Genomic DNA, 26,666 nt, shown 5'->3' with positions numbered 1-26,666 from the left:
CAAAGAGATGACAGGCACATGACTTATAACCCATTTTTCATTCATGGCGAAAACCGCCCTGCCCGCTGGCTGATCACTTGTGATCATGCGACCAATATGGTTCCCCCCTTTGTGAACAATGGCGATCTTGGCTTGCCGCGCGAAGACATGGAACGCCACATTGCATACGATGTCGGCGCTTATGGTGTCGCGCAACATCTTGGCGAAGTTTTGAATGCGCCCGTCGTGGCGTCCAACTTTTCGCGCCTTGTGATCGATCCGAACCGGGGCGAAGATGATCCAACATTGTTGATGAAGCTCTACGACGGCACCATCATTCCCGGCAATCGCACCGCCGATGCGATCGAACGCGAAAAGCGATTGCAACAATGCTATCGCCCCTACCACGAACAATTGGCCCGCATGACGGCGTTACCCCATACCGTGGTGATTTCGATGCACAGCTTCACAAGGCAACTCCGGGGGCGCCCCCCGCGTCCGTGGGAAATTGGTATTTTGTTCACCCCAGACGAGCGGTTTTCCCGTCCCCTGATTGACCGGCTGAACGCCGAAAGTGGCCTCTGCGTTGGTGAAAATGAACCCTATACAGGCGTTCTGCCTGGGGATGCGATCGACACTCATTGCACCAACCACGGGCGCCCAAATGCCTTGATCGAAATCCGCAATGATCTTATCGCGGACACCCCCGGACAAAGGGCCTGGGCCGAAAGACTTGCGCCAATTTTGCAAGATTCGTTGGCGACTTCTGGGGTTTGACAAGACCTTAACATTTCGTCTTGAATCCCCTTAGTTTCGCTGCGGAAATCTTGCAGGAACGTGCCCAGAACCCCATGTTAGTCATGACAGAAACCTACCCTTGAAAGGAGCATGTCATGACTGTTGAAACTCTGACTACTGTCTTTGGTTGGATGGCGGTATTGAATCTCGGTTACTTAATGCTGGCCACTGCAGTTCTCTTTTTCATGCAGAATTGGGTGGTTGGCATCCATGCCAACTGGTTCAAACTTGAACCAGAGGCGGTGAGGGCAGAACATTACCGCTTCTTGGCCAACTACAAAATCGTCACTTTGGTTTTTGCCGTGATCCCATATTTGGCTTTGAAGCTGATCTAGCGTTCAAGGAAGATGCGCCCCTCGCAGCCGCAATTTCCCTCGTTTCATTGTAACTGCAGGCGGGGCTTGGTACCTAGCGAGAGGGACGCATAACACTTTTTCCGGAGCCAGACGCATGGATCAGCAAACCGAAATCGAAATTCAGGCCGCCGCTTTTCGCCGCTTGCAAAAGCACCTGATGGAAGATCGCACAGACGCACAGAACATTGACATGATGAACTTGGCCGGGTTTTGCCGGAACTGTCTGGCCCGCTGGTATCAAGAGGCCGCAAACGAACGCGGCATTGAGATGAACAAAAACCAAGCTCGCGAAGCCTATTATGGCATGACCATGGATGAGTGGAAGGCAAACTATCAAACCGATGCAAGCCCGGAAAAACAAGCAGCCTTCAAGGTCGCTTTTGAGGAAAACGTGACTAAGAAGGGCTGAACACCACGCCTTTGGCGGCCAGATTTGCAAATTTGGCCGCATCCACACCCAATTCCGCCAGTACAGATCGGCTGTCAGCCCCATGCGCCCGCGGTAGCGTTTTCAACTCTGGCCCACCATGATCATAGGTGAACCCGGCCACTGCAAACCGCTCCTCACCAACGGTCTGAACCACCTTGCGCGCTTGATAATGCGGCTCTTGCAGTGCCTCATCTATGCCTCGCACACGCGCAGCCGGTACATGATGCGCGTTCAGGTGGTCCTCCCATTCTGCAGCGGTGCGGTTCAGCATAACACGCTCCAAACGTGCAGCATCAGCCATCCTCCTCGAACCAACTTCCGCGCGCGGTGTTGCCAGAATCTCTGCGGCGGTCGCGTCGTCCCCCACGGCAGCCATCAAGTTCGCCATCTGTGCATTGGTGAACGCGCCGATCATCAGTTGACCATCTGATGTCTCAAATGTGCGATATCCGGCCAATTCCAAATCATGGTTACCATCCGACCTTGGCACGTCCCCTGTCGCGAGGGTCGCAGCAGTGTACGAGTTCATCAGCATCAAGGCCGCATCGGCCATTGCCACATCAACGCGCCGTCCCAACCCCGTCTGAGCCCGCCCAAACAAGGCTGCCGAGATTGCCAGCGCAGCCTGCACACCTGTGCCATAATCAATGACCGCGGGCCCAATCCGGAGCGGGCCCTGCCCCACATCCCCATTGGTCGACATAATCCCACTAAAGGCTTGAATAACGTTGTCATAGGCAGGATGCGCGGCTTTAGGGCTTACCTGACCAAATCCGCTGATGGCACAATAAATCAGATCGGGCTTCAAAGCAGAAAGCCGTTCATAATCCAAACCCAATGCCTCGACCGCCTGCGCGGTATAATTTTGAACCAACACATCCGCCGTAGCGATGAGCCGGTCAAACAAGGCACGGCCCTCTTCGGATTTCAGATCCAATGCGAGTGTCTTTTTTCCACCCCCCTAAGCTTGAAAAGACAAGCCCATGCCAGCCGCATTCAGATCTGCATCGGCGCCCTCAATGCGTGTCATATCAGGGCGATCCACAGGTTCTATCTTGATCACTTCAGCCCCAAGCACGCCAAGCTGATAAGCACAAAACGGACCGGCAAAAACATGAGTTAGATCTAAGACCCGCAAGCCTTCGAATGGTTGCATGAAACGTCCTCCCTCAGGGAACTCTATTCATGCAGGCCAAGTGTGATGGTCTGATATCGTCAAACTGAGGTCGGTTTTGTTGGGTTGGAATTTCCGGCGAAACTACATCGCAGCAGTGCCAGAAAAACTTGGGGCGCGCCAAACGGCACGCCCCACGTCATGAAAATCATAAGTATGAATTAGATGGCAGCCTTGAGGCTTTCATCCAGATAAATTTCGCGCAGACGCGTGGCAATTGGGCCCGGCGTACCATCGCCCAGCACAACGCCATCAATCTCCACCACCGGCATCACAAAGGCAGACGCCGAAGTGGTAAAGGCTTCGTCTGCTTCTTTGGCTTCATCAATTGTGAACAGGCGCTCTTCAACTTCCATCTGCGCCTCTTCCGCCATGCGCAAAACCGCCTTGCGGGTGATGCCATGCAAAATATCGGTGGACAGCGGGCGAGTGACGATTTTGCCGTTCTTGACGAAATAGGCATTGTTGCTGGTGCCTTCGGTCACGTGACCATCTTCGATCAACCACGCATCATCTGCTCCGGCCGCTTTGGCCATCATCTTACCCATGGATGGATAAAGCAGCTGCACCGTTTTGATGTCGCGACGACCCCAGCGAATGTCCTCGATCGAGATGATCTTGGCGCCCTTTTTCGCGGCGGGACTATCAGCCAAGCCCGGCTTGTTCTGAGTGAACATCACGATGGTCGGCTTGGTGGTCTCAGGGTCCGGGAAGATGAAATCACGGTCGCCATCGGACCCGCGTGTGATCTGAAGATAAATCAAACCTTCCGTAATCTCGTTCACACGCACCAATTCGCGGTGGATTTCAAGCAACTCTTCTTTGGTGCAGGCGGCACGCATGTCCAACTCAGTCAACGAGCGCTCCAAACGAACAGCGTGGCCATCAAAATCAATCAGCTTGCCGTCCAGTACCGAGGTCACTTCGTAGACGCCGTCGGCCATCAAAAACCCACGGTCAAAGATCGAAACGGTGGCTTCGGTTTCCGGCAGGTATTGGCCGTTTACATAAACTGTGCGCATTGTGCGTCTCCTATCCCCAAAGGGCTGCAACCGGCGGATGCACACCCTTGTCATCAAATGTCAAAGCGTTGTCGCGGTCTTCGGCCAACAACAGCGGCCCGTCAAGATCCACCACCGACGCACCCTGCGCCACCAAAGTCGCGGGGGCCATCGCCAAAGACGACCCGACCATGCAACCGACCATCACGTCATAACCTTCGGCCAGAGCCGCATCCCGCAGGCGCAGCGCCTCGGTCAAGCCACCCGTTTTGTCCAGCTTGATATTGACCACATCGTATTTACCTTTGAGCTTGGGCAAGCTGGTGCGGTCATGGCAACTTTCGTCGGCGCAGACGGGCACTGGACGATCCATCCCCAGCAAAGCTTCGTCCTCGCCCGCAGGCAAGGGTTGTTCCACCAACGTCACACCCAGACGCACCAGATGCGGCGCCAGATCGGCGTAAACCGCCGCGGACCACCCCTCGTTTGCGTCTACGATGATGGTTGAATCTGGTGCACCTGCACGCACGGCCTCAAGCCGGGGCATATCATCCGCAGTACCCAGTTTAATTTTCAACAAGGGTCGAAACGCGTTCTCCGCGGCCTGCGCCTGCATCTTTTCCGGTGTATCCAGTGACAGGGTATATGCGGTGATTTCCGGCCCTGGTGAGTCCAGCCCGGCCAGCTCCCAGACTGATTTACCTGCCCGCTTGGCCTCTAGATCCCACAATGCACAATCCACGGCATTGCGGGCTGCCCCTGCAGGCAGCAAATCCATCAATGTATCGCGATCAAAAGCCTCGGGCAGAGCATTGATTTCTGCCTCAACCGATTCGAGCGTTTCATGGTATCGCGCATAGGGCACACATTCGCCCCACCCCTGATATTCGCCATCCGTAATCCGCACCGTCAGCACTTTGGCTTCGGTCCGCGATCCGCGCGAGATGGTGAACACCTGCGCCAGTTTAAAAACATCCCGAGTGACTTCTACCTGCACGCGCCCCATCCTTTTCTTATCACAGTTACGGCCGCCGAAGGTGGGAAGCCCTCCTTCGGCGTGCCGCTTAGATCACATTGCAGCCAGCGCATCCACCAGCTTGGCCGAGCCAAACCGGAACGGATCAGTTGCGGGCAGACCCATGTCCGCCTCGACTTTAGCCAAGTAGGCCTTGGCTTCGTCTTCGCCCATGTGCTGTGTGTTCACCGATACACCAACCACCTGACACGCAGGGTTTGCAACTTTGGCCAGATTCAGTGCGGTATCGCGCAGCGCTTCAAGCGAAGGCTGCTGATAACCCGGCAGGCCACGCATATGGTCGCGCGTGGGTTCATGGCTCAGGATCAGCGCATCCGGCTGCCCGCCGTGAATCAGCGCCATGGTCACACCGGAATACGACACATGGAACAACGAGCCCTGACCTTCGATCAAGTCCCAGTGATCTTCGTCATTGTCAGGTGTCAGCCATTCGACCGAACCCGCCATGAAGTCCGCAATTACCGCATCCAGAGGCACACCATCGCCGGTGATCAGGATGCCGGTTTGACCCGTCGCACGGAAGGTCGACTTCATTCCGCGATCCCGCATCTCTGCGTCCATGGCCAATGCAGTATACATCTTGCCCACCGAACAGTCGGTTCCAACAGCCAAGCACCGCTTGCCTTTGCGCTTAACGCCATTGGCGATCGGGTAGTCGACTTCGGGGACACGCACATCGTGCAGTTTCTGCCCAGTGGCTTCGGCCACAGCAACCAGATCGGGCTCATCGCGCAGCAGATTATGCAGGCCAGAAGCTAGGTCAAAACCTTCTTCTAGTGCCATCACGAGCACTTTCTTCCACTCTTGACTGATCACGCCGCCACGGTTGGCAACGCCAATCACCAGCGTTTTTGCACCAGCTTCACGCGCTTCAACCAATCCCATGTCCTTAAGACCCAGATCGGCCTTGCAATTGTCCATGCGGAACTGGCCCACGGCATTTTCTGGACGCCAGTCTTTGATGCCCTGTGCCACTTTGGCTGCGAGTTGGTCGGGCGCATCGCCCAGGAACAACAGATACGGTGTCTCGATCATAGCAATGCACTCCTATACTTGATTCCGGCGTACATTATTGCAGCATCAAGACGAGCGTTTCTCATTTTCAGCTCAAGAATCATCGCGCGACACAAGAAATCACTGAAAATTGGTAACTTGACGCAAATATTTCCCGGCATTCCCCTCAAGTTCGTGGTTCTTTGCGTGAACAGGTGGACTTGCCGAAAATGCTGCACCGGCAATGCTGCATGTGCAAATCCACCTTGCGCTGGCGCGCGTAATTTAATACCTCATTCCCTAGGAAAATCGCAATTTCATTACCCTTGAAAGGTGCCCGCATGAGCTTTCGTATCCAGCCCGCCGCCCCGGCCCGTCCCAACCGCTGCCAATTGTTTGGCCCAGGATCGAACACAAAACTGTTCCCGAAAATGGCAGCTTCTGCAGCGGATGTGATCAACCTTGATCTTGAGGACTCTGTCGCACCTTCGGATAAAGACAGCGCGCGCGCCAATATCATCGAGGCGCTAAACACCATCGACTGGGGCAATAAATACATGTCTGTCCGGATCAACGGACTGGATACCCCTTACTGGTACCGCGACGTTGTTGATGTTCTTGAGCAGGCGGGTGACCGCATTGACCAGATCATGATCCCAAAAGTTGGCTGTGCCGCGGATGTCTATGCCGTTGACGCGCTTGTCACCGCAATTGAGCGCGCCAAAGGCCGCACCAAGCCGATCTCGTTCGAAGTCATCATCGAATCCGCAGCCGGGTTGGCGCATGTCGAAGAAATCGCAGCATCATCGCCCCGCATGCAGGCCATGAGCTTGGGTGCGGCTGACTTTGCAGCCTCAATGGGTATGCAAACCACCGGCATCGGCGGCACGCAGGAAAACTACTACATGCTGCGCGACGGTGAAAAGCACTGGTCCGACCCATGGCATTGGGCTCAAGCTGCAATCGTGGCAGCGTGCCGGACTCACGGCGTTCTGCCCGTTGATGGTCCTTTTGGCGACTTCTCTGATGACGAAGGCTACATCGCACAAGCCAAGCGCTCTGCGACATTGGGCATGGTCGGCAAATGGGCCATCCACCCCACGCAGATCGCGCTGGCAAACACAGTTTTCACCCCTTCCGAAGAGGCCGTAGCCGAAGCGCGCGAAATCCTTGCAGCGATGGAAACTGCCAAAGCCAACGGCGAAGGTGCAACTGTTTACAAAGGTCGCCTGGTCGACATCGCCTCCATCAAACAGGCCGAAGTCATCGTTGCGCAATCTGAACTGATCGCTGCAGGCTGACGCCCCTGACTCATTTCAAAATAAAGGGGCGTCCTTCGGGCGCCCCTTTTGCGTTATAGGTATCTCATGACTGATGATCTGACTTTGTTTCACACCGCATCCGTGCATCGCACCACATTCACTAGAATCGCTGCCCGCATCGCTCCGGGGGTGCAACTCACACATGTGGTGCGCCCTGATTGGTTAGAGCGCGCGCAAGGCGGAATAGATGCAACGTTGTCCGCCGAAATTCAGCACCTTATCGCACAATCCCCCAACGCGCTTTGCAGCTGCACGACCATTGGGGAAGAAGCCGCATTGGCCGGTGCTTTGCGCATTGATCAGCCAATGATGGATTTGGCGGCAAGCACCGGCGGGCCCGTCCTGATGGCCTATTGTTTGGATAGCACGTTAGAGCCGTCCCGCGCTTTGTTGACCCAAGCCTTCACAGCGGCGGACAAACCCGCAGCAATCCAGCCGCTGCCCCTGACGGACCTGTGGCCGCTTTTTGCTTCGGGTCAAACGGATCAGTTTGCACAGCAGATTGCCCAGCGGATAGACGCAGCGGTTGAGCAGCACCCCACTGTAACCTGTGTGGTACTGGCTCAAGCATCAATGGCCGCTGCGGCGCAACACACAACAGCCAATGTTCGGGTTCTATCTTCGCCGGAACTGGCCCTGCGCGCGGGGCTAGGCCTGCCGCTCAAATAAAAGCGGGGCCTCGCGGCCCCGTCTTTCACATCAGTTAGTGACCAAAAATGTTGTTCGGCGCCCATCTTAGCTTGGACCCTTTTTTGCCAACCTTCATCATCAGACAAGAGCCACCATATTTTTGGAAATAGATCATTTTCAGATCATACCAGCCTGCTTTGGGCACTTCGACCTCAATCCGTTGGTTGGCGTCACACCCTTGGCGCCCCGTAAAATAGCCGACAGACTGTCCGCTAATCCGGGCATCAATGCCATCGTTCGACCAGGTTTCGATCTGATAAACCCCAGCTTGATCAAACCGGATATACCCGCGAATGTCCGCAACCACATTATAGGGCTTTGGATAGGTCAACACAGGCTGACCCTTATCCGTTTCCCGATAATCAAGCCCGCGCAACGGCTTACCTCGCTTGGTGCCAGACAACATCTGCTTGGCTGAATCAAGCGATTGAATTTTGGCAGGCGGCTCACCGCCCCAAGCATATTTAACCGACAGGCCCGCTTTGGGGCTCGAAGGTTGCGGGCTGGCCGGTTTCAATTTCAACGGTGCAGCCGCCACCGCCGTTGCACACAACAACGACAAACCGACAAGCGCTCCAGTCCAGATGGCTTTCATCTTTATCTCCCTGTTTTTGGCGTCACTGTCGGCTTGTGCCAATCTTTTGCGACGAAATCGCGACAAGCTTAGGCAGCAAAACTCTATGCTACAAGGGTCAAGACGTTCACTTTTTCCCTGTTACGCCCGCAAATCCTTTGGCGAGCCCAGCACAACGTACGAGGTGATCGAGTTGACATGCGGCAATGTCCCCAACACTTCGGTGTGAAAAATCTTATAACTTTGCAGATCCGCACATTCGACCCGCAACAGATATTCGATGGTCCCCGTGGTGTTGTGACACTCCACAACCTCCGAAGATTGCTGCAATGCCCGTTCAAACCCCTCCTGCGCCGCCTTGCTGTGTTCCCCTAGCCCAACCCCAAGATAGGCTACAAATCCAACCCCGTTTGCGACGGGGTCCAACACAGCCCGATAGCCACTGATCACTCCGTGGCGTTCTAATTCCTGAACCCGACGCAAACAGGCCGAGGGGGACAGACCCACCCGTTCGGCAAGGTCCAAATTGCTGATCCGGCCATCACGGGTTAACTCGCGCAATATCCGGCGGTTTATTCCATCCATCTTCGCCATATGTTGCAGGAAAATATCTATTTTGCAAAAAAATGCAATTTCATTTGGTACTCAGACAACGATTAATAACATCATGATACTAAGCACCTTACCCGCCCTCATAACTTTCGCCTTTGTGTCCTCGATCACGCCGGGGCCGAATAACCTGATGCTTATGGCTTCGGGCGCTAATTTCGGCTTTCGCCGGACCGTTCCGCATATGTTGGGAATCGGGCTGGGCTTCACTTTCATGGCGCTGGTGGTAGGTGCCGGGCTTATCCAGATTTTCAACGCCTTCCCCATCACCTACACCGCACTAAAAACCGCATCTGTGGTCTACTTGCTGTATCTGGCCTGGAAAATTGCCAACGCAGCCCCCGTTCACGAACAGGATGCCACAGGCACCCCGATGACCTTTTTGCAGGCGGCAGCGTTCCAATGGGTGAACCCAAAGGCCTGGACGATGGCGCTGACAGCTATCTCGGCTTATGCGCCAAACCAAAGCTATTCAGGCATTTTGCTTGTTGCCTTGGTGTTTGGTGCTGTGAATTTGCCCTCAGTCAGCGTTTGGACGGTACTGGGGCAGCAAATGGCGCGGATCCTCACGAACCCGCGCCGCATGGTTCTGTTCAATTGGACCATGGCAACACTTTTAGTCCTGTCTCTCTATCCCATTCTCTGGCCGAAATAGATCAGAAACACACCTTAGGCCAACGGCAAGCAGAGCTCAGTGATCAATTCATCAGGTGCCGTGTCACGAGGGTTGTTCAGACTGATTTCGTAACATGGCCTGTCTGCTGGCTCCTCCCCCGACGCGGGTAGCCACTGACCAAACAAAGTTCCATAGGCGGCCGCGATACCAGCATAGGGGCCTTTGTAGGTCATAACGGCGGTCCGCCCCCCTTCGATCTCGAACAGGTCCATTCCTTCGGGAATCTGTTCGCCACGCCATTCTGCGCCAGCGAAACTGGTCAAATCGGCTTCGGGGGTCACTTCTGGGTTATCAAGATACACTCCGATCACATTCCCCACTTGGGGCCACAACCCGCGAGATTGGCACATAGCGCCGAATTTTTCAAAACTCTGGCCAATTTCATAATACGGCCCCTTGTGGCGCAGCACGGCAAGGCTTCGTTTGGGTTCAACTCTAACTTCAATCGGGTGCATCGGAAAACTCTCTTGATCAGGTTTGAGTAGAGGCGCACGCAGACGCCCAGCTTTGCGAAACGGATCAGGGCGTTGGCCATACCCTTCGCCAAAGGCGCGGGAAAAACTGCCAACATTTGGATACCCACATTTAAGGGCGACTTGGTCCAGTGGCCAATCCGTTTGAACCAACCACACCGCAGCACGGTTCAAACGCATGCGCCGCACTGTTTGGGCGCAGGTTTCCCCTGTCATCGCCCGAAACACCCGGTGCCAATGGAATCGGGACATCGCCGCCTCATCCGCAAGCCGATCCAGTGATAAATCCCCAGCCGGGTTGTCGTGAATGTAACTCAGCACACGCAAAAGACGGTCTTCGTAATTGGTCGTCATCGGTCCTTAACCCTGTCAATTTCACACCTTCAGAGATGGCATGATCACAATGCACAAATCTTGCTGAGTTGCATCTGGCGCAACCTGAGGTCATATAACCCCCAAACACCGCTTTGAGAGGCGTCATGACTCAGTATCTGGATTTCGAAAAACCGCTGGCCGAGATTGAAGGCAAGGCAGAAGAGCTGCGCGCACTCGCGCGGGCCAACGAAGAGATGGATGTGGCTGATGAAGCCGCCGCTCTTGATGCCAAGGCAGCAACTCTGCTGGACGATCTCTACAAAGATCTGACCCCATGGCGCAAATGCCAAGTAGCCCGTCACCCAGAGCGCCCGCATTGCAAAGATTACATCAAGGCGTTGTTCACCGAATACACCCCGCTCGCCGGGGATCGGAACTTCGCTGACGATCTGGCCGTCATGGGCGGTTTGGCGAGGTTCAACGGTGAACCTGTCATGGTGATTGGTCATGAAAAAGGTAGCGATACAAAGTCGCGCATCCGCCATAATTTCGGCATGGCGCGCCCCGAAGGGTATCGCAAAGGCGTACGCCTGATGGAAATGGCCGGCCGTTTTGGCCTTCCCGTTCTCACCATTGTGGACACCACTGGCGCCTATGCTGGCAAAGGGGCCGAAGAGCGCGGTCAATCCGAAGCAATTGCCCGGTCCACAGAAATGTCTCTGCAGATTGGCGTCCCAGTCGTGTCGGTGATCATTGGTGAAGGCGGATCTGGTGGCGCTGTGGCTTTTGCATCCTCCAACCGGATCGCAATGCTGGAACATTCGGTTTATTCCGTGATCTCTCCCGAAGGCTGCGCTTCGATCCTGTGGAAAGATTCAGGAAAAATGCGCGAAGCCGCCGAAGCACTGCGCCTGACGGCCCAAGATGTTCACAAACTGGGCGTCGTAGATCGTGTTATCCCAGAACCCAAGGGCGGCGCCCACCGGGACACTGAGGCAACCATTGCATCAGTTGGCAAAGCGTTCGCAGAAATGCTGGATGACCTGAAAGATCTCGATGCCAAAAGTCTAATCAATGACCGGCGTCAGAAATTCCTGGATCTCGGCACCAAGGGTCTGACGGCCTAATACGAAAACGGGGCGTGTCTTCACGCCCCGCTCTCCAAACCTCTACATCACCGCAAGCGCTGTAACAAAGCTTGTGATGGCGTGCCGGTTACAGGCAAACCTTGGCTGCGCTCATACCCGCTGATTGCACCGATGGACTTGGGGCCAATAACACCGTCTGCTCCACCGGTATCAAACCCTGCTTTGGTCAGCCGCTCTTGCAATTCCTTGCGATCATTCAGCGTCAGGCCATTTTTGTCGGGGCCAAAGGGCGTTTTGAGCGGCCCGCCACCTGCGATACGATCCGCCAAATGCCCGACGCCCAGCGCATAGCTGTCTGAGTTATTGTACCGCTTAATCACCTGGAAATTACGGAACACAGCAAACTTTGGTCCTGGCACCTGTGGTTGAAGAACCGAAACAGGCGTTGCAGAGCTTGCTGCGGCCGACCCGACCTCGCCGCCCCATGTTTGTCCTCGCACCCAGCCGGACCGCTTCAAATATGCGGCTGCCGACGCCAATGCATCCGTTGGATCATCAGACCAGATATCACGCCGTCCATCGCCCGTGAAATCGACTGCATAAGCAAGATACGAAGTCGGAATAAACTGGGTGTGCCCCATCGCCCCGGCCCAACTGCCAGTCATATTGGCCGGTGTGGTATCCCCGTTTTGTAAGATCTTCAGCGCCGCAATGAGCTGTTTCTCAAAAAACACGCCGCGCCGCCCGTCATACGCAAGTGTCGAAAGGGCAGAAATCACCGGAATATCGCCGCGTCGCGCGCCATAACGGCTTTCCAAACCCCAAATGGCCAGAACGATCTGCTTTGGAACACCATACTCAGCTTCGATCCGCGACAACAAAGAACCGTATTTCTGCAACATCTGTTTGCCCGTCGCGATCCGTTCATCCGACGCGGCAATCGCAAGATAGTCTTCGAGCGTGCGTTTGAACTCGGTCTGGTTGCCGTCCCGCTTGATCACAATCGGCAGGTATCCAGCCCCGCGAAAGGCGCGATCAATTGTGGATTGTGAAATCCCCTGCCCAACGGCACGTGTTTTGAACCCTGCAACCCAAGTATCCCACCCGGAATTGGGTACGGCCTGCACGCGCGGCTTGGGCGCTGATACGGGGGCGCTGCCTCCGCCACAGGCCGACAACATCAATGCACTTAGCCCGACTGAAAATCCACGTCTGTCAATCATAACGAAATCACCTGCTCATTGTTTTGCAGGTAGGATACCGCGATCAGCCGCGCCAAACCAGAAGACGTTTCTCCATTTGCCCTACGATCCAGCTGATCAGCACGCCCAAGGCTGACAAAACCACGACACCGGCAAACAACCGCTCAAGATCATACAGTGACCCCGCCTGCAGAATGTATGCACCGATCCCGTATTCAGCGCCCAACATCTCGGCAGCGACCAGCAAGATGATACCGATTGCCAGCGACACACGAAGACCAGACAAGATACCAGGCAATGCCCCAGGCAGCACAATCTTTCGTACGATCGACCACCAGCTGAGGTTAAAGCTCTGCCCCATACGGATCAATCCACGATCCACATTGTCCACAGCGCCATAGGTTGACACAACCGTCGGCGTAAAGGTGCCAAGCGCGATCAGGGCATATTTCGACCCTTCATCGATCCCAAACCAGATCACGAATAAAGGTAGCAATGCAATTTTGGGGATCGGGAACATAGCAGCGACTAACGGAACCAATCCTGCGCGCACGTATGAAAACAGGCCGATCATGACCCCAACGCCTATACCAACGCTTATTCCTAGCGCTGCACCGACAACAAGCCGGGTCAGCGACGGAACCAAATGGGTCCACAACATCCCAGACTGAGCTAAGCCAGCCAGTGTCGCCCCCACATCAGACGGCCGCGGCAACGTCAGGTTAGATATCCACCCAGCCCGCGTGCCCCACTCAATTACGAGCAACAACACCACGAACACCACCAGCCCCGCGCCACGCTTGGCCTCGGGTCTGAATCCGCCTCCTCGAAACCGGACCAGTTGCTCAGACATTCAACAGCTCCTGATCTGCGGCCAAGGCCTCCTCGCGCATCAGATCCCATAGGCGTTTTTGCAAGGCCTCCAGTTGGGGATCTCCGGTGCGGCGTTCTGTAAGTGGGCGATCAATTTCAATGACCTCTCGAATGCAACCCGGACGACGAGACAGAACCGCGATCCGATGCCCCAACCGCACAGCCTCGGCCAAATTGTGGGTAACGTAGACTCCAGTAAAAGGCTGGCGCACCCATAGCCCAACCAAGTCATCCATCAGCAATTCGCGCGTTTGCGCATCTAATGCCGACAAGGGTTCATCCAACAACATTACCGCCGGGTTCACCGCTAAAGCCCGCGCGATGGCAACCCGCTGTTTCATCCCGCCTGACAGTTGCCGTGGCAAAGCATCGCGAAAGTCGCTCAGCTTTGTCCGCGCCAGTACATCAGTTATGATACGGTCAATTTCACTGCCCTTGAGCCCATGATCTTCGAGCACCAGCGAGATATTTCCCGCGACGGTCCGCCATGGCAACAATGCGAAATCCTGAAAGACAAACGTCAGCGGGTTGAGGCACCCTTGGGGCACCTCGCCAACCTGCGTGACCTGGCCCTGATCCGGGCGTTCCAACCCACCGATCATCCGCAATAGGGTCGATTTTCCACATCCTGACGGCCCGATCACGCACAGGATCTCTCCGTCAGGAATATGCAAAGAAATATCATCCAGCACCAGCATGTCGCCATACCGGTGCGTGATTTTGTTAAGAGACAGGTCCATAGGTGACCTAGATCACCGGCGCATAAGATGGATCGACCAGAACATCGCTGGTAATGCTGTCCTTGATCAAACCCTCTGACTTCATCCAGCCCAGCTGATCTTGGACCGACTCCATGTTGAGGCCAGCATTCTTGTTGATCCGCATCGCGCCATTGCGAATGGATTTCTCGGCCTTTTCGTATGGCCTGTCTGCATAAACGTATTTGTGGATCAGCTTAACCATCTCGGTCGCACCGTCATCCCCGGCTGTTTTGTCCACCAGTGCCGCATTGAAATCATCGGCACCTTTGGAAAAGGCCCGCAGGAAAGCTTCGGTTTTGGCTCGTTCGTTGGCGGCATTGGCCGCCGAGGTAAAGACTGTGGTGACCTGATAGTTCGGGATGTAGTCCGCAACATTACCGATGATCTGAACCGCACCAGCCCCTGCCAAACCTTTAGCAATATGGGGGACAATCGACCAAGCATCCACTTGCCCGGATTTCAACGCGCCGATAATCGCACCCACTTTTTGCAGCGGCTTGTACTTGACTGCGACGCCTTCGGCTTCGGCAATCTTTGAGCCCATGTAATGGAACGACGACCCAACCTGCGTGACGGCATAGTTTTTCCCCGCCAAGGCCGCTGGGCTTGTCAGGCCTGCTTCAAAAGCAGCGTTTGAGGCGAGAATTTTTTGGCCATCAATGCCTTTCTCTTCGCTCAGCGCACCGCCGATTACTTTAGTGGCACCCTTTTCGGCCAAGCTGACCAGCCCGCCCGATATCGCGGTGACTGCATAATCTGCATCACCCGATGCGATCGCAACAGCCATCGGTTGGGCGGCTTGGAAAAACTTGAATTCAACATCCAACCCTTCGGCTGCGAAATACCCGCGCTCAAACGCCACAAAGGATGCGGCGTGGCTGGTAAACCGCAATGCGCCAACAGTCATCTTTTCATTGGCCAATGCAGGTGAGCCCAACATCGGTAATGCTGCTGCGCCGCCAACCAGTCCCAACGCGCCGCGTCGTGTAAAGGTGTTCATGATATCTCTCCCCGTCAAATTTCCGTATCACATTAAGACTTTGTTTTTTCCCGACGCAATGCCGGAATTGGCGTTTAAGCGTTCGCCCCCGCTTTGTGCGGTCTCAGGGCTTCGATCCCCTAGCTTACCAACAACCGCAAACCCTGCGTCACATCCGAGCGCACTGCCAGCCGCAGCCCCGGCTCATCACCGGCCTTGAGCGCGGCGATAATCAACTTGTGGTAATGCGGCGGTTCCGTCCGGCGCAAGCGCCCGTAAAGGGCACGCATGGTCGGGCCCAATTGCAACCAAACCGTTTCCGCCATGGCCAGCATCGCCGGGGCTTGGGCCCTCAGGTAAAGTGTACGATGGAACTCAAGATTTGTACGAATGTATCCCACTGCGTCCCGCTTAGTCACCATTTCAGCCACGTTCATGTTGATCGTTTGCAACCTGTCGATCAAGGCCATATGGGCCCGTGGCAAAGCCCGGCTGGATAGTTCGACCTCAAGCAACGCGCGCAAAGCAGCCAGTTCTTCGATCCGGTCATTGGACAACTCTGGCGTCGAAACCCGCCCGGACGAGGATAGAAACAGCGCCCCTTCGGCAACCAAACGGCGCACGGCTTCGCGCGCAGGGGTCATCGAGACGTCAAATTCTTTACCAATCCCACGTAACGTTAGCGCGGCACCCGGTGCAATTTCACCATGCATGATCCGAGTTCGAAGAGTGCGATACACCCGATCATGGGCTGCTGTGGTTTGATCTGCTGAGCGAGAATTGAGCATACTTCCTTGTGATCACAAAAAGGGAAGCCGTCAACAGACCCTTTATTCGAACCTGTACTGATGCAACGTACTGCCCTGACTTCGTAACCAGCGTCTTGGACCAGAATACGGGCCGTGGATCCGCTCAACCTGTGCCCAAAATTTCTCAGAATGGTTCATTTCGGCCAGATGCGCGACCTCATGCGCGGCCACATACTGCAACACCCCTGGCGGTGCGAGGATCAACCGCCAGGAAAACATCAGCGCACCCTGCGATGAACAGGACCCCCACCGGGATCTGGTATCGCGCAGAGTGACCTTGGTGTACGATTTGCCTAACACATCAGCGTAATGATCCGCTGCATCTACAAGACGATCTCTGGCGCGCTCTTTCAGGAACCGTTCGAGACGGCGCGCAACGGCATCTTCGGGAACGGCAACCTCGTCCACATCTAAAACAACCCGCCGCCCCTGCGCCGGAACAACATGGCGCAGATGCCCCTCAATCGGAATCTCGCTCCCAAGTGCCACAACAAAGCTGCTAACCTGATTCTGCAAATGCGATCTGATCCAATCCGCTTTCTCATGCGCAAATTTCAGGGCTTCGCTTTCAGAGACTCCTTTGGGCACGGTCAGGGTTACGCGCCCATCCAGCTGCGACACACGCAAACTGATCCGTAACGCGCGCGCGGAACGTCGCAGCGTCAAAGGCACCGAAGGTTGCCCTGGTAGGTCGTATTGCCCCATCTTTACGGCTCCTGTACGCTAAAGGCTTTGACAGTTCCCACGTCATATGGCACGTGACCTGAATCGTCGATACGACTCACCAGATATCAAGGGGGTTTCACATGCCCAAGGAAGAATGGGGTGTAAAGCGCGTTTGCCCCACCACCGGCAAGCGTTTTTACGACCTGAACAAAGACCCGATCGTCAGCCCCTATACCGGCGAGATCGTGGAAATGAATCTCGGCAAGAGCCGGATGATCGCTGCTGACGCAGAGGATGCCGCAACGCTGAAAGCAAAACAGAACATCGACGAAGATGACGTCGTGCTGGATGATGACGATGACACCGTTGACGTCGATCTGGGCGATGATGTTCTGGACGACGATGATGACAGCGATACCGTTCCTTTGGAAGAAATTGCTGACGTCGCATCGGAAGATGACGATTCCTAAGATTGCTCCGAGAGCGGCCTGAAAACTGCTCTCGGAACCACTGCCTTGCAAAGAGATTTGTAAGGGAATGGATGCCCAAAAAGATTTTTCATTTGAACAAACTTTTTGGCTTGCCATCCAGCGCGGCGTTTCATAAATGTCCGCTCACCGCAGACGCGGTACTCTGGTTTAGGGGCCTTAGCTCAGTTGGGAGAGCGCTTGCATGGCATGCAAGAGGTCAGGGGTTCGACTCCCCTAGGCTCCACCAAACCACTTCCTCTCTTATGAATTTGATATGTGTTTGTGATCTACGAACACGATTGCCCAAAGCATTCGGGTGTTGGAGTTTCTGCAATAGCATAGGCCTGTCCGCCCTCCCCGTCAGGGCGCCTGTGTCGCGCCCAAATATGCCTTTAGCCCGGCGGGTGGGTTCTCCAACAGCGCCCGTGTGGGCATCGGGGCGCTCACTCGCCCCTCGTCCACAACAGCGGTCCCAGTCGCGATACGTGCGGCGTCTTGGGGGTCATGACTGACCATCACCACATGCATTCCCGTTTCGGCGCTAATCTCGGCAACCAAGTCCAACATTTCTTGTTTCAAGGCAGGACCAAGGGCTGCAAAAGGCTCATCCAACAGCATCAAAGGACGCGCTTGCAACAAGACCCGCGCCAAGGCCACCCGGCTCTGTTGGCCCCCAGACAAAGCGCCGGGTTTGCGCGTTTCGTATCCAACCAAACCAACACGCGACAAAGCCTGTTTCATCTGCGCGCTTTGCTTGGCATTTGGCCGCCGGTGCGTCAACGCCAGCGCCAGATTTTCCCACACCGTCAAGTGTGGGAACAGGTTATTGTCCTGAAACAGCATGCTCACGGGGCGTTGTGATGGGGGCAGTTTTGAAATATCGCGCCCGTTCCACAAAACACATCCCTGCGACGGCGCGACGAACCCTGCGATCAGGTTTAACAGGGTGGATTTGCCAGCCCCCGATGGCCCGATCAATGCCGTTATAGGGTCATTAAAAGACACATCCGCCGCCAAAGAAAAGGGGCCTTGTGCCAACGTGATCTGGTCAAGTGTCAGCATTCACCCGCCCTCCTTTATCAAACAGCCAAAATGCCCCAAGGCTCAGGGCCAACAGCAGCAAAGCAGCCCCTCTTGCGGACTCCATCTGATAGCTTCCCATCAACCTATAGATCTGCAAAGGCAGTGTGGCGGTGTCGCCATCGGCAAACAGTGTGATAACACCAAGATCACCCATGGAAAGCGCCGCCGTCAGGCCAGCTGCAAACCCCAAGGGGCGTCTGAGACGCGGTAGATACACAATACGCCACAGCGCCCAGCCAGACAGCCCCAGAGAGGCGCTGAGGCGCGCAAAATCAGCTTTAGCCCCGTCCAACCCCGGTCTGAGGATGCGCAGAACAAACGGCAACGCCATCAGCGCATTGACCAACATCGTCACGACCAAGGCCACGCTCGCCGGGCGCACAAACGGTTGCAGCAACAAAAAGAAGCCTGTGCCCAATACCAGCCCCGACACAGAGACGCCCAACAATGCGGCCGCCTCTCCTGCTCGGGACAGCAACGGTAGCGCCAAGGTCAACGTTAACGCCGTCGCGCCAAGTGCCAACAGAACTGACCGACCAGCGGCAAGCCAAACCTCGGGCGGCAATGTAAATAACCCAGGAACCCCGGCCCAAGCGACGGAGGCCAACGGCAGCAACAAAAAGCCAGCAGCCAGAGTAATCCAACCCGTGTCTGCGACCTTTGCCGAGCGGGATATGCCATCCCAACGGGCCACCTGCCGATCCAACCCCGCGCCGAACCCGTCACGCGGGGCAAGCCGCAAGGCAACCAGTCCGGCAGCCAGCCCAAGGAGCAGCTGCATCATGGCAAGCGTTGCGGCCTTACTAAGATCAAAATCAAATCGGAACGCTTGATAAATAGCCAGCTCGACAGTGGTCGCACGTGGCCCGCCCCCAAGGGTCAGAGCCACCGCAAACGACCCAAGGCAAATCACAAAGATCACCACAAACGCACCAGGGCATAGCCTGCGCAGCATGGGCCATTCTAACACCTGCCAAACTGGGGCATTCAGGGTCGCCGCAAGACGAAACCGTTCTGCGGGTATCGACAACCACCCTTGCAGCAAAAGCCGCACAGCAAGAGGCAGATTGAAAAAGACGTGCGCCAGTATCACCCCATGATATCCGTAGATATCCAAGCGGGTCAGACCCAGTGGCACAATCAGTTGATTGATCACTCCCTTGCCACCGAACACCGACAACAGACCAAGGATGGCAACGATCACAGGCAGAATAAAGGGTGCACCCATCAGCGCAATCAGGGCACTGCGTCCGGGAAAAGCGCGACGCGCCAGCGCACGCGCAACCGGAATAGCGAGAACCACGCTTAGCAACGCAGACAAAGCCGCCTGCCAAAGCGTAAAGCGCAGGGCGGCCCAATCAGCAGGACCAAGTCCCCCGAATCCGCCCCCACGCCAGAGCACAGCCGTAACGGGGATCAGAACCATCCCCGCAACAACCAGTGCCGCGCTTACTGAGACAGCGCGCGACGCCATGCCTCGATCGCCTCATTGCGAACTGCTGCGGCTTCGTCTTCGCTATAGAACAGAACCTTTTCCGGCACTGGCAGCGCTTTGAACCCTTCGGGCCATTTGTCGTCGGCCAAAGCCGCTGGGAAAGACCAGTTTGACGTAGGGATCATGGTCTGGAACTCTTCGCTCAGAATGAACGCCATGAACTGGTCCGCCAGATCGGATTGATCCGAATTTTTCAATTTTGCCGCAGATTCCACCATGAAATAGTGACCTTCATCAAAGATCGCTGCCGATTTGGTCAGGTCCTCTTCTGCGATGATGTGGTACGCTGGAGAAGTCGTATAGCTAAGCACCATGTCCGCCTCACCATCGGTGAACATGCCATAGCTTTCCGACCAGCCTTTGGTCACTGTGACGATCTTGGGTGCCAATTTGGCCCATGCCTCTTCCGATTTCTCGCCATACACTTGCTGCACCCACAGAACCAACGCCAAGCCCGAGATCGAGCTGCGTGGATCCTGAAGCACCAGGCGCAAATCGTCGGGTGCATTCAGCAGAGCATCAAAACTGGTCGGAGCATCTGTGATCTTGGTGTTGTCATAGATGAATGCGGTGTGGCTGTAGTTGAACGGCACAAAGGTGTCATCGTTCCACTCAATCGGCAAAGTCAAAGCCGAAGTGTCCAAGCCGTGTGGGGCGAATAGTCCGCTTTCACGGGCCTTTTTGGTGATGTCCGAGTTAAAACCAATGGCGACGTCCGCTTCGGTATTGGCGCCCTCTAACAACAAACGCGGCAACAACTCGCCGGTTTTGTATTCCAGATCGCAGCCACAGCGTTCTTCAAACGCAGCCTCGATGCCGGGACCAGGGCCCCACTCAGAGGCAAAATAGTCAGGTGCATAAACTGTCAGGACGGGTGTCTCTGCCGCTGCCGCGCTGGCAAGCATCAGACCCGCAACAAAAGGAAGGGCCTTCATGGCGATCTCCATAGGTTGTGGGCGGAGTTGGCGCACCGAACGCGATGCAGACCTTCCCTCCGCCGGTTCTAGCCGGTTCAGGTTCAACGGGTTCACAAGACGCATCTCAGCCAAGCAGGCACCCCGAGGTTCTGCCGCTATAATTCACGTAAACGCTTAAAACAAGGGGGTTCCACCCCAAAACAGCCGAGGCACAGATTGCAAAACTTCGTTCAGAACTCTCGATTCTGTTCAGTTTGAAAGGAGTGCGTTCCGCCGCATTCTTGATTGTCGGTCTTAGTCGCTGCGCTCGAGTTCTTCCAGAAGCGCCAGGTTAACGGCCACCCCTTCGGATTGCGCCTTGGCTCGCATCTTCAGACGCCCATCACCTGGCACGCGTGCGCCCGGTTCCGCATCAATCTGTCCAACGATTTGGGATACCTGCGCCAGAAAACTGGGGTTGCCCCATTTGGCGGGGTCAATCGCAATGAGTGTGACACCTGGCTTGATATTCAGCGCTCCAAACGCTTGTTTTTCCTCGGTTTCAACGGACAAACACCCCCCCGCCAGAGCGGCTGCCAGAATCTCGACCATCAATGCGATTCCGGTGCCTTTATGTTCGGCAAAGGGCAACAAACTCAGCGTTTCATTGATTTCTGAGGCATCCGTTGTCACGTTTCCTGCTCGATCCAAGCCCCCCGGATAAGGTAAATCATGCCCTTCAGCGGCTGCCAATTTAATGTCCATTAACGCAACAACGGATGACGCCTGATCCCAGACAATCGGTTCAGCCCCCTCACGTGGACAGGCAAAGGACATTGGGTTTGTACCAAAAACAGGTGTCTTCCCCCCATGCGGGACTATCAAGGCCAATGAATTTACCACGCAAATCGCAATAAGCCCTTGGCGCGCCAAGGCTTCGGTTTCAAACCGCAAAGCCGCGAGATGATGCGTATTGGCGCAGGTGAACCCCGCAATCCCCGCGTCGCGGGCCATTTCAATCAGTTGAGGACGGGCCAGCTCTGATGCGATCTGAAAAAATCCATTGTCCCCATCCCCGCGCAGCACCCCAGCGGCCAGACGTTCGATTTTGGGCTTTGCAGCACCGTTGGCATATCCCGATTGAAAGCTCTGCACATAGCGCGGCAACATAGCCAACCCATGACTACGCGGCCCATCCCGTTCAGATTGCATAACAAGATCCGCCAAGATGTCACTGCCCACACCATCCATCCCAGCCGAAACCAGAACCGTCTTGGCCAAATTCCGGATCTCATCCAGCGAGAGGGTTTTTGTTGAAATGTCAGCCATCGTTCGGATCCCTTTTATCTGCCTAAGCAACAGGCAATCCAAGCGCTTCAAAGTCAATCTTGTTCCTTAAGGTTTAGGACCACATTTTTAGGCCTCTTGGCTCAGCCATCTAAGTCTGTGGCTTTTATTAGATCTCGCGCAGCAACTGATCTGGAAATTCAGCACAAAGTGTAGCTTTCGCACCAAAGCCCTGTCTTCAATTCAGACCTCGAACAGATTTACCTCGCACCGCAGTCCCCAGCTGTGGTTCAGTTCCCCCAGACACCCGTTTCCAGCAGTCACCCAACGAGGTATTTCAGATCCATGGCTCGATTGTCCCCATATCAAGACATTCCCGCTCACGGTTTCTGGCGCAGCGCCGTTGTCGAACAACGACCAGAAACTTTGGATCACTTGCACAAACCTAAATTTGACCTGTCGCCAGACACGGCTATCATGACGGCCGGCAGTTGCTTTGCACAACATATCCATCGGCGCTTAACCAAGTCTGGTTGGAATGTACTGCAAGTTGAGCGCTTACCAGATCAAATCCCTAAGTCAGTGCGCCAACAATACGGCTATGATCAGTTTTCCGCACGATACGGGAATATCTATACTGCGCGACAGCTCAGAGAGTTAATCGCGGATGCCTTTGCAGAAACCCCTTCTGAGCCTTTGATTTGGGAACGTGAAGGTCGTTTTTTTGATGCCTTGCGACCAGCAGTCGAACCAGATGGTTTGAAATTCGCATCCGATGTCAAACGTAGCCGTCAGGATCACCTGCAGTCGGTACGAGGATTACTCAACCAAACCAAGGTCATGGTGTTCACTCTCGGGTTGACCGAGGCATGGCTGGACAATGCCACAGGCCGCGCATTGCCGACGGCACCCGGAACCATAGCTGGCACCATAGAGACCAACCCGGCGACCTTTCACAACTTTTCTTACCCCGAAATTCTGGAAGATCTAAAACAAACCCAGAGCATCCTAAAGCATCAGAACTTGGACATTCAAATCTTGCTCACGGTTTCTCCGGTTCCACTGGTGGCCACGGCGTCCGGACATCATGTCGGGCCTGCTTCTACATACTCAAAATCCGTACTGCGTGCTGTCTGTGGTACCCTACAAGACAGCGACCCTGATTTTGACTATTTCCCCTCGTACGAAATCATCACAACACCGGTTGTAGGAGGGCCGTTCTTTGCCCGCAATCTAAGGGACCCCTCATCCGAGGGGGTAGATACTGTTTTCGGGGTATTTTCCCTGGCCTACGAAGGGGCAGACCCACCTTTAGTTCAATCAAAAGCAGTGCCAGAACAGCAGAAATCTTCCGAAGATGTCCAATGCGAAGAGATCCTGCTGGAGACATTCCGAAAATGACCCGTATCGCGATTTTGGGAAACTCTCACATTGCCGCCTACAAAGCTGCGCTGCCGCTGATCAAAAGCAAGTTTCCTGATGCGGTCGTGACCCTATACGGCGTCAACAATGCGGACTTTCACGCCAAATCCCTAGGTCATTCTGACCCGTTGCGGGTGCGATCCCAAGAAGATGCGCAATCCGGTGGTATGATTGATATAAAAGGTCCGGTGGAATTAGACCTAAGCGCGTTTGATCGTGTCTTACTTGCGTCGCATGGTTTCTACCTGCCTTCATACTATTCCATCTTAGCAACACATGATGTTCTCGACCTCACAACGGCAGGCCATTCGAAATCCATATCGCTTGCGGCTTTGACCAAGGCTATGCAACTGCGAACCACGGCTTACCGCAAGAAATTGCAACAGTTCTACAACCCCGACAGCCGATTTGTGATCGTTCAAATGCCATTTCCCGCGCAGCAATCTGTACAGAATATACCAGATATTGCGGGCACAGCTCAGCAACCTGACGCGGATCGCCTGATGGCACTGTTCAACACGATTGTGTCCGAAGAGTTGAAGCAATCAAATCTTAACTATGCTCCGGTCCCGTCCCGGATGATTGCAGCCCCATTTTTATCTCTTGCTCAATTCGCCAGGGCGAATGATCTTTCTACAAAGCCTGAGGCGTCCGACTTCACACATATGAATGCGGGTTATGCTTTGGAAACCCTGTCTGACCTGCTTGTTCCCCAATCGCCCCTTTAGCCCGGTAGACACGGCCAAACATCCACGATTTGTCCCTCGCGAACAGTGGTGACAGTGCCGAATTGCGACAAGACGGCTTCGCTTTGACTGGGGTGTAATAGGGCAATGTCGCCCGCCACCACATCCCATCCAGAGGGGCAGGACCATACCTCTTGGTTAGAGGAGCGACCAAATATCTTGGAATAGGTTGCCTGAGGCGGGAATACCGGGCGTGCTTTGTAATACCCGCCCTGGATCGCAAGATCGAAAGTCTTAGACCACCTGTCGGGTAAAAACTCTAAACCCGGAATCGGATTTTTGTGCATAACTTTCAGCACCGGTGTTGCGATGAACAACGCGGGTTTAAAATCATCGCGATTTTTCGACATAAAGTCTGTTGGTTGCACTAAAATCGAACCGAACGAGATATCGTTGACGTCCCCACCCGCACGATACCGGTCAAAGGTCAAACTCCCGCCTGCGTTAACGCACCCATCCCTAACAAACGACGAGGCACGGGTAATTCTGGAATCACAAGCCGCTGAAGCACGTGCTTTCAGTACCGACGGCAGTTTGGGGAGATGCGCCTCATAACACATCACGCCACTCACCTCTAAACCCGGTAGCGACCGCGCCTGCTCCATAGCTTCGTGCACAGACGCAGGATCAAAACCACCCCGATGGAGCCCGACATCCACCTCGAACGAAAGACGCAAACGCACACCGAACTCTTGCGCAAGGGCGGAATACTCCGCCACACGCGTTTCACTGTCCACCAACCACTGAATGCGAGGTGCGTCCGCGATAAAGTCCGACAGGATACGCCGTGCTGCTGACACCAAAAAAGGGCGGCCCACCAAATGGTCCGCCTCAACATCCGCACTTAGCAATGCAGCCATCATCGGTTCGGAAAACGTCATATAGCTGTTGATGGGCAAAGCCCGCTGCACGTACTGGAGCAATGGAAAGCAAGGCAGCGATTTTGCCACCAAACGCCAGTTTAATGCAGGGTCGGCATGTCTCTGAATGGCTTCGATATTGGCATCAAGTCTATCCAGATCCACAACAACCGTTGCAGCATCGACTCCTTGGGATTTAAGACCCTCTGAAAGCTGGCTTAGAAACGGATCGTGTGTCATGCGCCCGCCGTTCCATCCAAGAGTCGCGCCACAGCAGGAGATAGCAACCTGCCGGTTGGATCAAACGTCTGACGAATGTATGCAAATTTCTCAAAATCTGGGTAAAGATCTACCAGATCATTTTGAGTCAGCGAATGCAGCTTTCCCCAGTGTGGACGTCCCCCAGCGGCTTTGAAGATCGTTTCTATGTCCTCAAAAAAGGCCTCTTGCGGCTCCTCTGGGACAGAGTGAATAGCGATCGAGATGCGACCCTCGCCTTGAAAAGGAGACAGATATGCCCTGTCCCCTGCAGAACGGCGGATCTCAATTGGGAAAAAGATGTCTGGATACTTGGCCTCGGTCCTCGAGATGACTTCGTTCAGCGCGTCTTGCGCGACTTCAATGGGAAGATGGTATTCCATCTCAATAAAGCGAACATCACGTTGACTACACAAAACCTTCCAACTTTCACCGACATAGTCTTCGTCCGATTGCGCCAGTGTCAGTAGCTTAAGCAGCAGGGAACGTAGCGAAGGATGCAATCGCCCCAGTGAACGCGCAAGACGCAATGCTTTGACAGCTAAGTTGTCCAAATCTATAGGGGGTTTGGTTTCTGTCAGATCAGTTAAATTATGACGAATCTCAACGGCTTTGCCCGTGTGTGGTATGTAGAAGAATTCAAAGTTTCGATTGTCCTCCCAATGCTGCATCATGCCGTTCAATGTGTCCGTCACCGATGCAAGCCTGACTTGCCTGTGCAGATTGTATTTTGGAACAAGAGAGACATGGGCCTCTAGCAAAAGACCAATCGTTCCAAGCGAGACTTGCACGGCTTCCAAAAGGCCCGGCGTTTCATGTGAGCCCGTCTCAACAACATCGCCCGCAACAGTCATGAAACGGGCCGCAAGCAACTCTGCAGACAGGCAAGGCAACGTCGCCCCTGTCCCGTGTGTCGCCGTCGAAACCGCCCCCGCTAGAGTTTGCGTGTTTATGTCTCCCAGATTCCGAAACGCCAGGCCATGTTCCCCGAGCGCTGGTGACAACTGTCGAAGCGAAACATTCATATTGACCCAAGCAGAGGATTCAAACGGCTGCAAAACAACCCTCTCATCCAAACCACTCATATCCAGAATGCCATCCGCTCCGGCGATCAAGGGTGTAAAGGAATGGCCCGATCCCACGGCCCGCAAGACGTTGCCGCTCTGCAAATCACGTCGCAATTCATCAAGAGTTCTAGGTACACTTGCTGTCAGAGACGATTGTTGGTTTCCAGCCCAATTTTGCCACATGCATCTTGCCTCCAAGTTAGGAAAGAGTGGCAAAGACATCAGTCCCTTACAAGCGCGACGTCGCGACAGGAACAAGAATTGGATAAATGGGAGAA

General features: G+C 54.8%; 28 protein-coding genes, 1 tRNA gene, 1 pseudogene and 1 riboswitch. Of the genes and pseudogenes, 11 read left to right on the top strand and 19 right to left on the bottom strand.

Features of this window, described 5'->3' with window-relative positions; translation table 11 throughout:
* Window positions 1-18 precede the first annotated feature (18 nt).
* From ABWV33_RS20255 to ABWV33_RS20245, 3 genes are all read left to right on the top strand, one after another.
* Window positions 19-756 carry an N-formylglutamate amidohydrolase gene (locus tag ABWV33_RS20255; RefSeq protein ID WP_353333392.1) on the top strand — a complete coding sequence of 246 codons (738 nt, stop codon included), beginning with the start codon at window positions 19-21 and terminating at the stop codon, window positions 754-756.
* Between the two features lie 116 nt (window positions 757-872).
* Entirely contained in the window at window positions 873-1,112 is a 240-nt protein-coding gene (locus ABWV33_RS20250) for a DUF6868 family protein (RefSeq protein ID WP_113825582.1), read from the top strand.
* A 115-nt stretch (window positions 1,113-1,227) separates the two neighbouring features.
* On the top strand, window positions 1,228-1,542 hold the full coding sequence (locus ABWV33_RS20245; protein ID WP_353333390.1) for a DUF1244 domain-containing protein: 315 nt from the start codon (window positions 1,228-1,230) through the stop codon (window positions 1,540-1,542).
* Here ABWV33_RS20245 and ABWV33_RS20240 read toward each other — a convergent pair.
* The 4 genes and pseudogenes from ABWV33_RS20240 to dgcN all read right to left on the bottom strand — a co-directional run bounded on the left by ABWV33_RS20240 (window position 1,529) and on the right by dgcN (window position 5,809).
* Window positions 1,529-2,719, bottom strand: a pseudogene (locus tag ABWV33_RS20240) (CaiB/BaiF CoA transferase family protein). The gene ABWV33_RS20245 and the pseudogene ABWV33_RS20240 overlap by 14 nt on opposite strands.
* A 179-nt stretch (window positions 2,720-2,898) precedes the next feature.
* Window positions 2,899-3,759: a D-amino-acid transaminase gene (locus ABWV33_RS20235; protein WP_353333388.1), complete on the bottom strand. Its 861-nt coding sequence runs from the start codon at window positions 3,757-3,759 to the stop codon at window positions 2,899-2,901.
* A 10-nt stretch (window positions 3,760-3,769) separates the two neighbouring features.
* Window positions 3,770-4,735 (bottom strand): N-acetyl-D-Glu racemase DgcA, encoded by a 966-nt coding sequence (gene dgcA / locus ABWV33_RS20230; RefSeq protein ID WP_353333386.1) that lies wholly within the window; start codon window positions 4,733-4,735, stop codon window positions 3,770-3,772.
* 72 nt (window positions 4,736-4,807) lie between these two features.
* Window positions 4,808-5,809, bottom strand: a complete 1,002-nt coding sequence (gene dgcN / locus ABWV33_RS20225; protein ID WP_113825577.1) for an N-acetyltransferase DgcN — start codon at window positions 5,807-5,809, stop codon at window positions 4,808-4,810.
* Between the two features lie 299 nt (window positions 5,810-6,108).
* Here dgcN and ABWV33_RS20220 point away from each other — a divergent pair, with 299 nt between their 5' ends.
* Window positions 6,109-7,068 carry an L-malyl-CoA/beta-methylmalyl-CoA lyase gene (locus ABWV33_RS20220; protein WP_353333384.1) on the top strand — a complete coding sequence of 320 codons (960 nt, stop codon included), beginning with the start codon at window positions 6,109-6,111 and terminating at the stop codon, window positions 7,066-7,068.
* Between the two features lie 66 nt (window positions 7,069-7,134).
* Window positions 7,135-7,758, top strand: coding sequence for a hypothetical protein (locus tag ABWV33_RS20215; RefSeq protein ID WP_353333382.1), 624 nt, complete (start codon window positions 7,135-7,137; stop codon window positions 7,756-7,758).
* 34 nt (window positions 7,759-7,792) lie between these two features.
* On the opposite strand, the gene ABWV33_RS20210 is transcribed toward ABWV33_RS20215, so the two are convergent.
* Window positions 7,793-8,374 (bottom strand): PA14 domain-containing protein, encoded by a 582-nt coding sequence (locus ABWV33_RS20210; RefSeq protein WP_353333380.1) that lies wholly within the window; start codon window positions 8,372-8,374, stop codon window positions 7,793-7,795.
* A gap of 120 nt (window positions 8,375-8,494) precedes the next feature.
* Window positions 8,495-8,947, bottom strand: a complete 453-nt coding sequence (locus ABWV33_RS20205; RefSeq protein WP_353333378.1) for an Lrp/AsnC family transcriptional regulator — start codon at window positions 8,945-8,947, stop codon at window positions 8,495-8,497.
* Between the two features lie 73 nt (window positions 8,948-9,020).
* Here ABWV33_RS20205 and ABWV33_RS20200 point away from each other — a divergent pair, with 73 nt between their 5' ends.
* On the top strand, window positions 9,021-9,617 hold the full coding sequence (locus ABWV33_RS20200; RefSeq protein WP_353333376.1) for a LysE family translocator: 597 nt from the start codon (window positions 9,021-9,023) through the stop codon (window positions 9,615-9,617).
* 14 nt (window positions 9,618-9,631) lie between these two features.
* Here ABWV33_RS20200 and ABWV33_RS20195 read toward each other — a convergent pair whose 3' ends face one another.
* The gene (locus ABWV33_RS20195; RefSeq protein ID WP_353333374.1) at window positions 9,632-10,465 is read right to left on the bottom strand and encodes an AraC family transcriptional regulator; all 834 of its coding nucleotides are present in this window, start codon (window positions 10,463-10,465) and stop codon (window positions 9,632-9,634) included.
* A 125-nt stretch (window positions 10,466-10,590) separates the two neighbouring features.
* On the opposite strand from ABWV33_RS20195, the gene ABWV33_RS20190 reads away from it, so the two are divergent.
* Window positions 10,591-11,553: an acetyl-CoA carboxylase carboxyltransferase subunit alpha gene (locus tag ABWV33_RS20190; protein ID WP_353333372.1), complete on the top strand. Its 963-nt coding sequence runs from the start codon at window positions 10,591-10,593 to the stop codon at window positions 11,551-11,553.
* A gap of 47 nt (window positions 11,554-11,600) precedes the next feature.
* Here ABWV33_RS20190 and ABWV33_RS20185 read toward each other — a convergent pair whose 3' ends face one another.
* The 6 genes from ABWV33_RS20185 to ABWV33_RS20160 all read right to left on the bottom strand — a co-directional run bounded on the left by ABWV33_RS20185 (window position 11,601) and on the right by ABWV33_RS20160 (window position 16,843).
* Window positions 11,601-12,737: a lytic murein transglycosylase gene (locus tag ABWV33_RS20185; protein ID WP_113825570.1), complete on the bottom strand. Its 1,137-nt coding sequence runs from the start codon at window positions 12,735-12,737 to the stop codon at window positions 11,601-11,603.
* A gap of 43 nt (window positions 12,738-12,780) precedes the next feature.
* Entirely contained in the window at window positions 12,781-13,569 is a 789-nt protein-coding gene (locus ABWV33_RS20180; RefSeq protein WP_164621864.1) for an ABC transporter permease, read from the bottom strand.
* Window positions 13,562-14,329, bottom strand: a complete 768-nt coding sequence (locus ABWV33_RS20175; RefSeq protein WP_353333369.1) for an ABC transporter ATP-binding protein — start codon at window positions 14,327-14,329, stop codon at window positions 13,562-13,564. The genes ABWV33_RS20180 and ABWV33_RS20175 overlap by 8 nt, the downstream gene beginning before the upstream one ends.
* Before the next feature lie 7 nt (window positions 14,330-14,336).
* On the bottom strand, window positions 14,337-15,350 hold the full coding sequence (locus ABWV33_RS20170) for an ABC transporter substrate-binding protein (RefSeq protein WP_353333367.1): 1,014 nt from the start codon (window positions 15,348-15,350) through the stop codon (window positions 14,337-14,339).
* A gap of 119 nt (window positions 15,351-15,469) precedes the next feature.
* The gene (locus tag ABWV33_RS20165) at window positions 15,470-16,117 is read right to left on the bottom strand and encodes a GntR family transcriptional regulator (protein WP_113825566.1); all 648 of its coding nucleotides are present in this window, start codon (window positions 16,115-16,117) and stop codon (window positions 15,470-15,472) included.
* Between the two features lie 42 nt (window positions 16,118-16,159).
* On the bottom strand, window positions 16,160-16,843 hold the full coding sequence (locus ABWV33_RS20160) for a M48 family metallopeptidase (protein WP_353333365.1): 684 nt from the start codon (window positions 16,841-16,843) through the stop codon (window positions 16,160-16,162).
* Window positions 16,844-16,944: 101 nt separating this feature from the next.
* Between ABWV33_RS20160 and ABWV33_RS20155 the strand changes: the two genes are divergently transcribed.
* On the top strand, window positions 16,945-17,274 hold the full coding sequence (locus tag ABWV33_RS20155; RefSeq protein WP_113825564.1) for a TIGR02300 family protein: 330 nt from the start codon (window positions 16,945-16,947) through the stop codon (window positions 17,272-17,274).
* A gap of 171 nt (window positions 17,275-17,445) precedes the next feature.
* Window positions 17,446-17,521: transfer RNA gene (locus ABWV33_RS20150), tRNA-Ala, on the top strand.
* A 113-nt stretch (window positions 17,522-17,634) separates the two neighbouring features.
* Here the strand turns inward: ABWV33_RS20150 and ABWV33_RS20145 are convergent.
* The 4 genes from ABWV33_RS20145 to ABWV33_RS20130 all read right to left on the bottom strand — a co-directional run bounded on the left by ABWV33_RS20145 (window position 17,635) and on the right by ABWV33_RS20130 (window position 22,077).
* Entirely contained in the window at window positions 17,635-18,336 is a 702-nt protein-coding gene (locus ABWV33_RS20145) for a thiamine ABC transporter ATP-binding protein (protein ID WP_353333363.1), read from the bottom strand.
* Window positions 18,323-19,831, bottom strand: a complete 1,509-nt coding sequence (locus tag ABWV33_RS20140) for a thiamine/thiamine pyrophosphate ABC transporter permease ThiP (protein WP_353333361.1) — start codon at window positions 19,829-19,831, stop codon at window positions 18,323-18,325. Before ABWV33_RS20140 ends, ABWV33_RS20145 begins: the two co-directional genes overlap by 14 nt.
* Window positions 19,807-20,787, bottom strand: a complete 981-nt coding sequence (locus ABWV33_RS20135) for a thiamine ABC transporter substrate-binding protein (protein ID WP_353333359.1) — start codon at window positions 20,785-20,787, stop codon at window positions 19,807-19,809. Before ABWV33_RS20135 ends, ABWV33_RS20140 begins: the two co-directional genes overlap by 25 nt.
* A 37-nt stretch (window positions 20,788-20,824) precedes the next feature.
* Window positions 20,825-20,923: riboswitch (TPP riboswitch) on the bottom strand.
* 140 nt (window positions 20,924-21,063) lie between these two features.
* Window positions 21,064-22,077 carry an Ldh family oxidoreductase gene (locus tag ABWV33_RS20130; protein ID WP_353333357.1) on the bottom strand — a complete coding sequence of 338 codons (1,014 nt, stop codon included), beginning with the start codon at window positions 22,075-22,077 and terminating at the stop codon, window positions 21,064-21,066.
* 303 nt (window positions 22,078-22,380) lie between these two features.
* On the opposite strand from ABWV33_RS20130, the gene ABWV33_RS20125 reads away from it, so the two are divergent.
* Both ABWV33_RS20125 and ABWV33_RS20120 read left to right on the top strand, forming a co-directional pair.
* The gene (locus tag ABWV33_RS20125; RefSeq protein ID WP_353333355.1) at window positions 22,381-23,436 is read left to right on the top strand and encodes a GSCFA domain-containing protein; all 1,056 of its coding nucleotides are present in this window, start codon (window positions 22,381-22,383) and stop codon (window positions 23,434-23,436) included.
* Window positions 23,433-24,185, top strand: a complete 753-nt coding sequence (locus ABWV33_RS20120) for a hypothetical protein (RefSeq protein ID WP_353333353.1) — start codon at window positions 23,433-23,435, stop codon at window positions 24,183-24,185. The genes ABWV33_RS20125 and ABWV33_RS20120 overlap by 4 nt, the downstream gene beginning before the upstream one ends.
* Here ABWV33_RS20120 and ABWV33_RS20115 read toward each other — a convergent pair.
* The gene (locus tag ABWV33_RS20115) at window positions 24,182-25,303 is read right to left on the bottom strand and encodes an alanine racemase (RefSeq protein ID WP_353333351.1); all 1,122 of its coding nucleotides are present in this window, start codon (window positions 25,301-25,303) and stop codon (window positions 24,182-24,184) included. The two genes, ABWV33_RS20120 and ABWV33_RS20115, sit on opposite strands and share 4 nt — an antisense overlap.
* Window positions 25,300-26,571, bottom strand: a complete 1,272-nt coding sequence (locus ABWV33_RS20110) for a D-arabinono-1,4-lactone oxidase (protein ID WP_353333349.1) — start codon at window positions 26,569-26,571, stop codon at window positions 25,300-25,302. The genes ABWV33_RS20115 and ABWV33_RS20110 overlap by 4 nt, the downstream gene beginning before the upstream one ends.
* Between the last annotated feature and the right edge of the window lie 95 nt (window positions 26,572-26,666).

It is taken from the genome of Phaeobacter sp. NW0010-22, assembly GCF_040365955.1.
Taxonomy (GTDB): Bacteria; Pseudomonadota; Alphaproteobacteria; order Rhodobacterales; family Rhodobacteraceae; genus OMPR01.
Note: the sequence above shows the minus strand (reverse complement) of the source record. Positions and strands in the feature narration are given on the sequence as shown.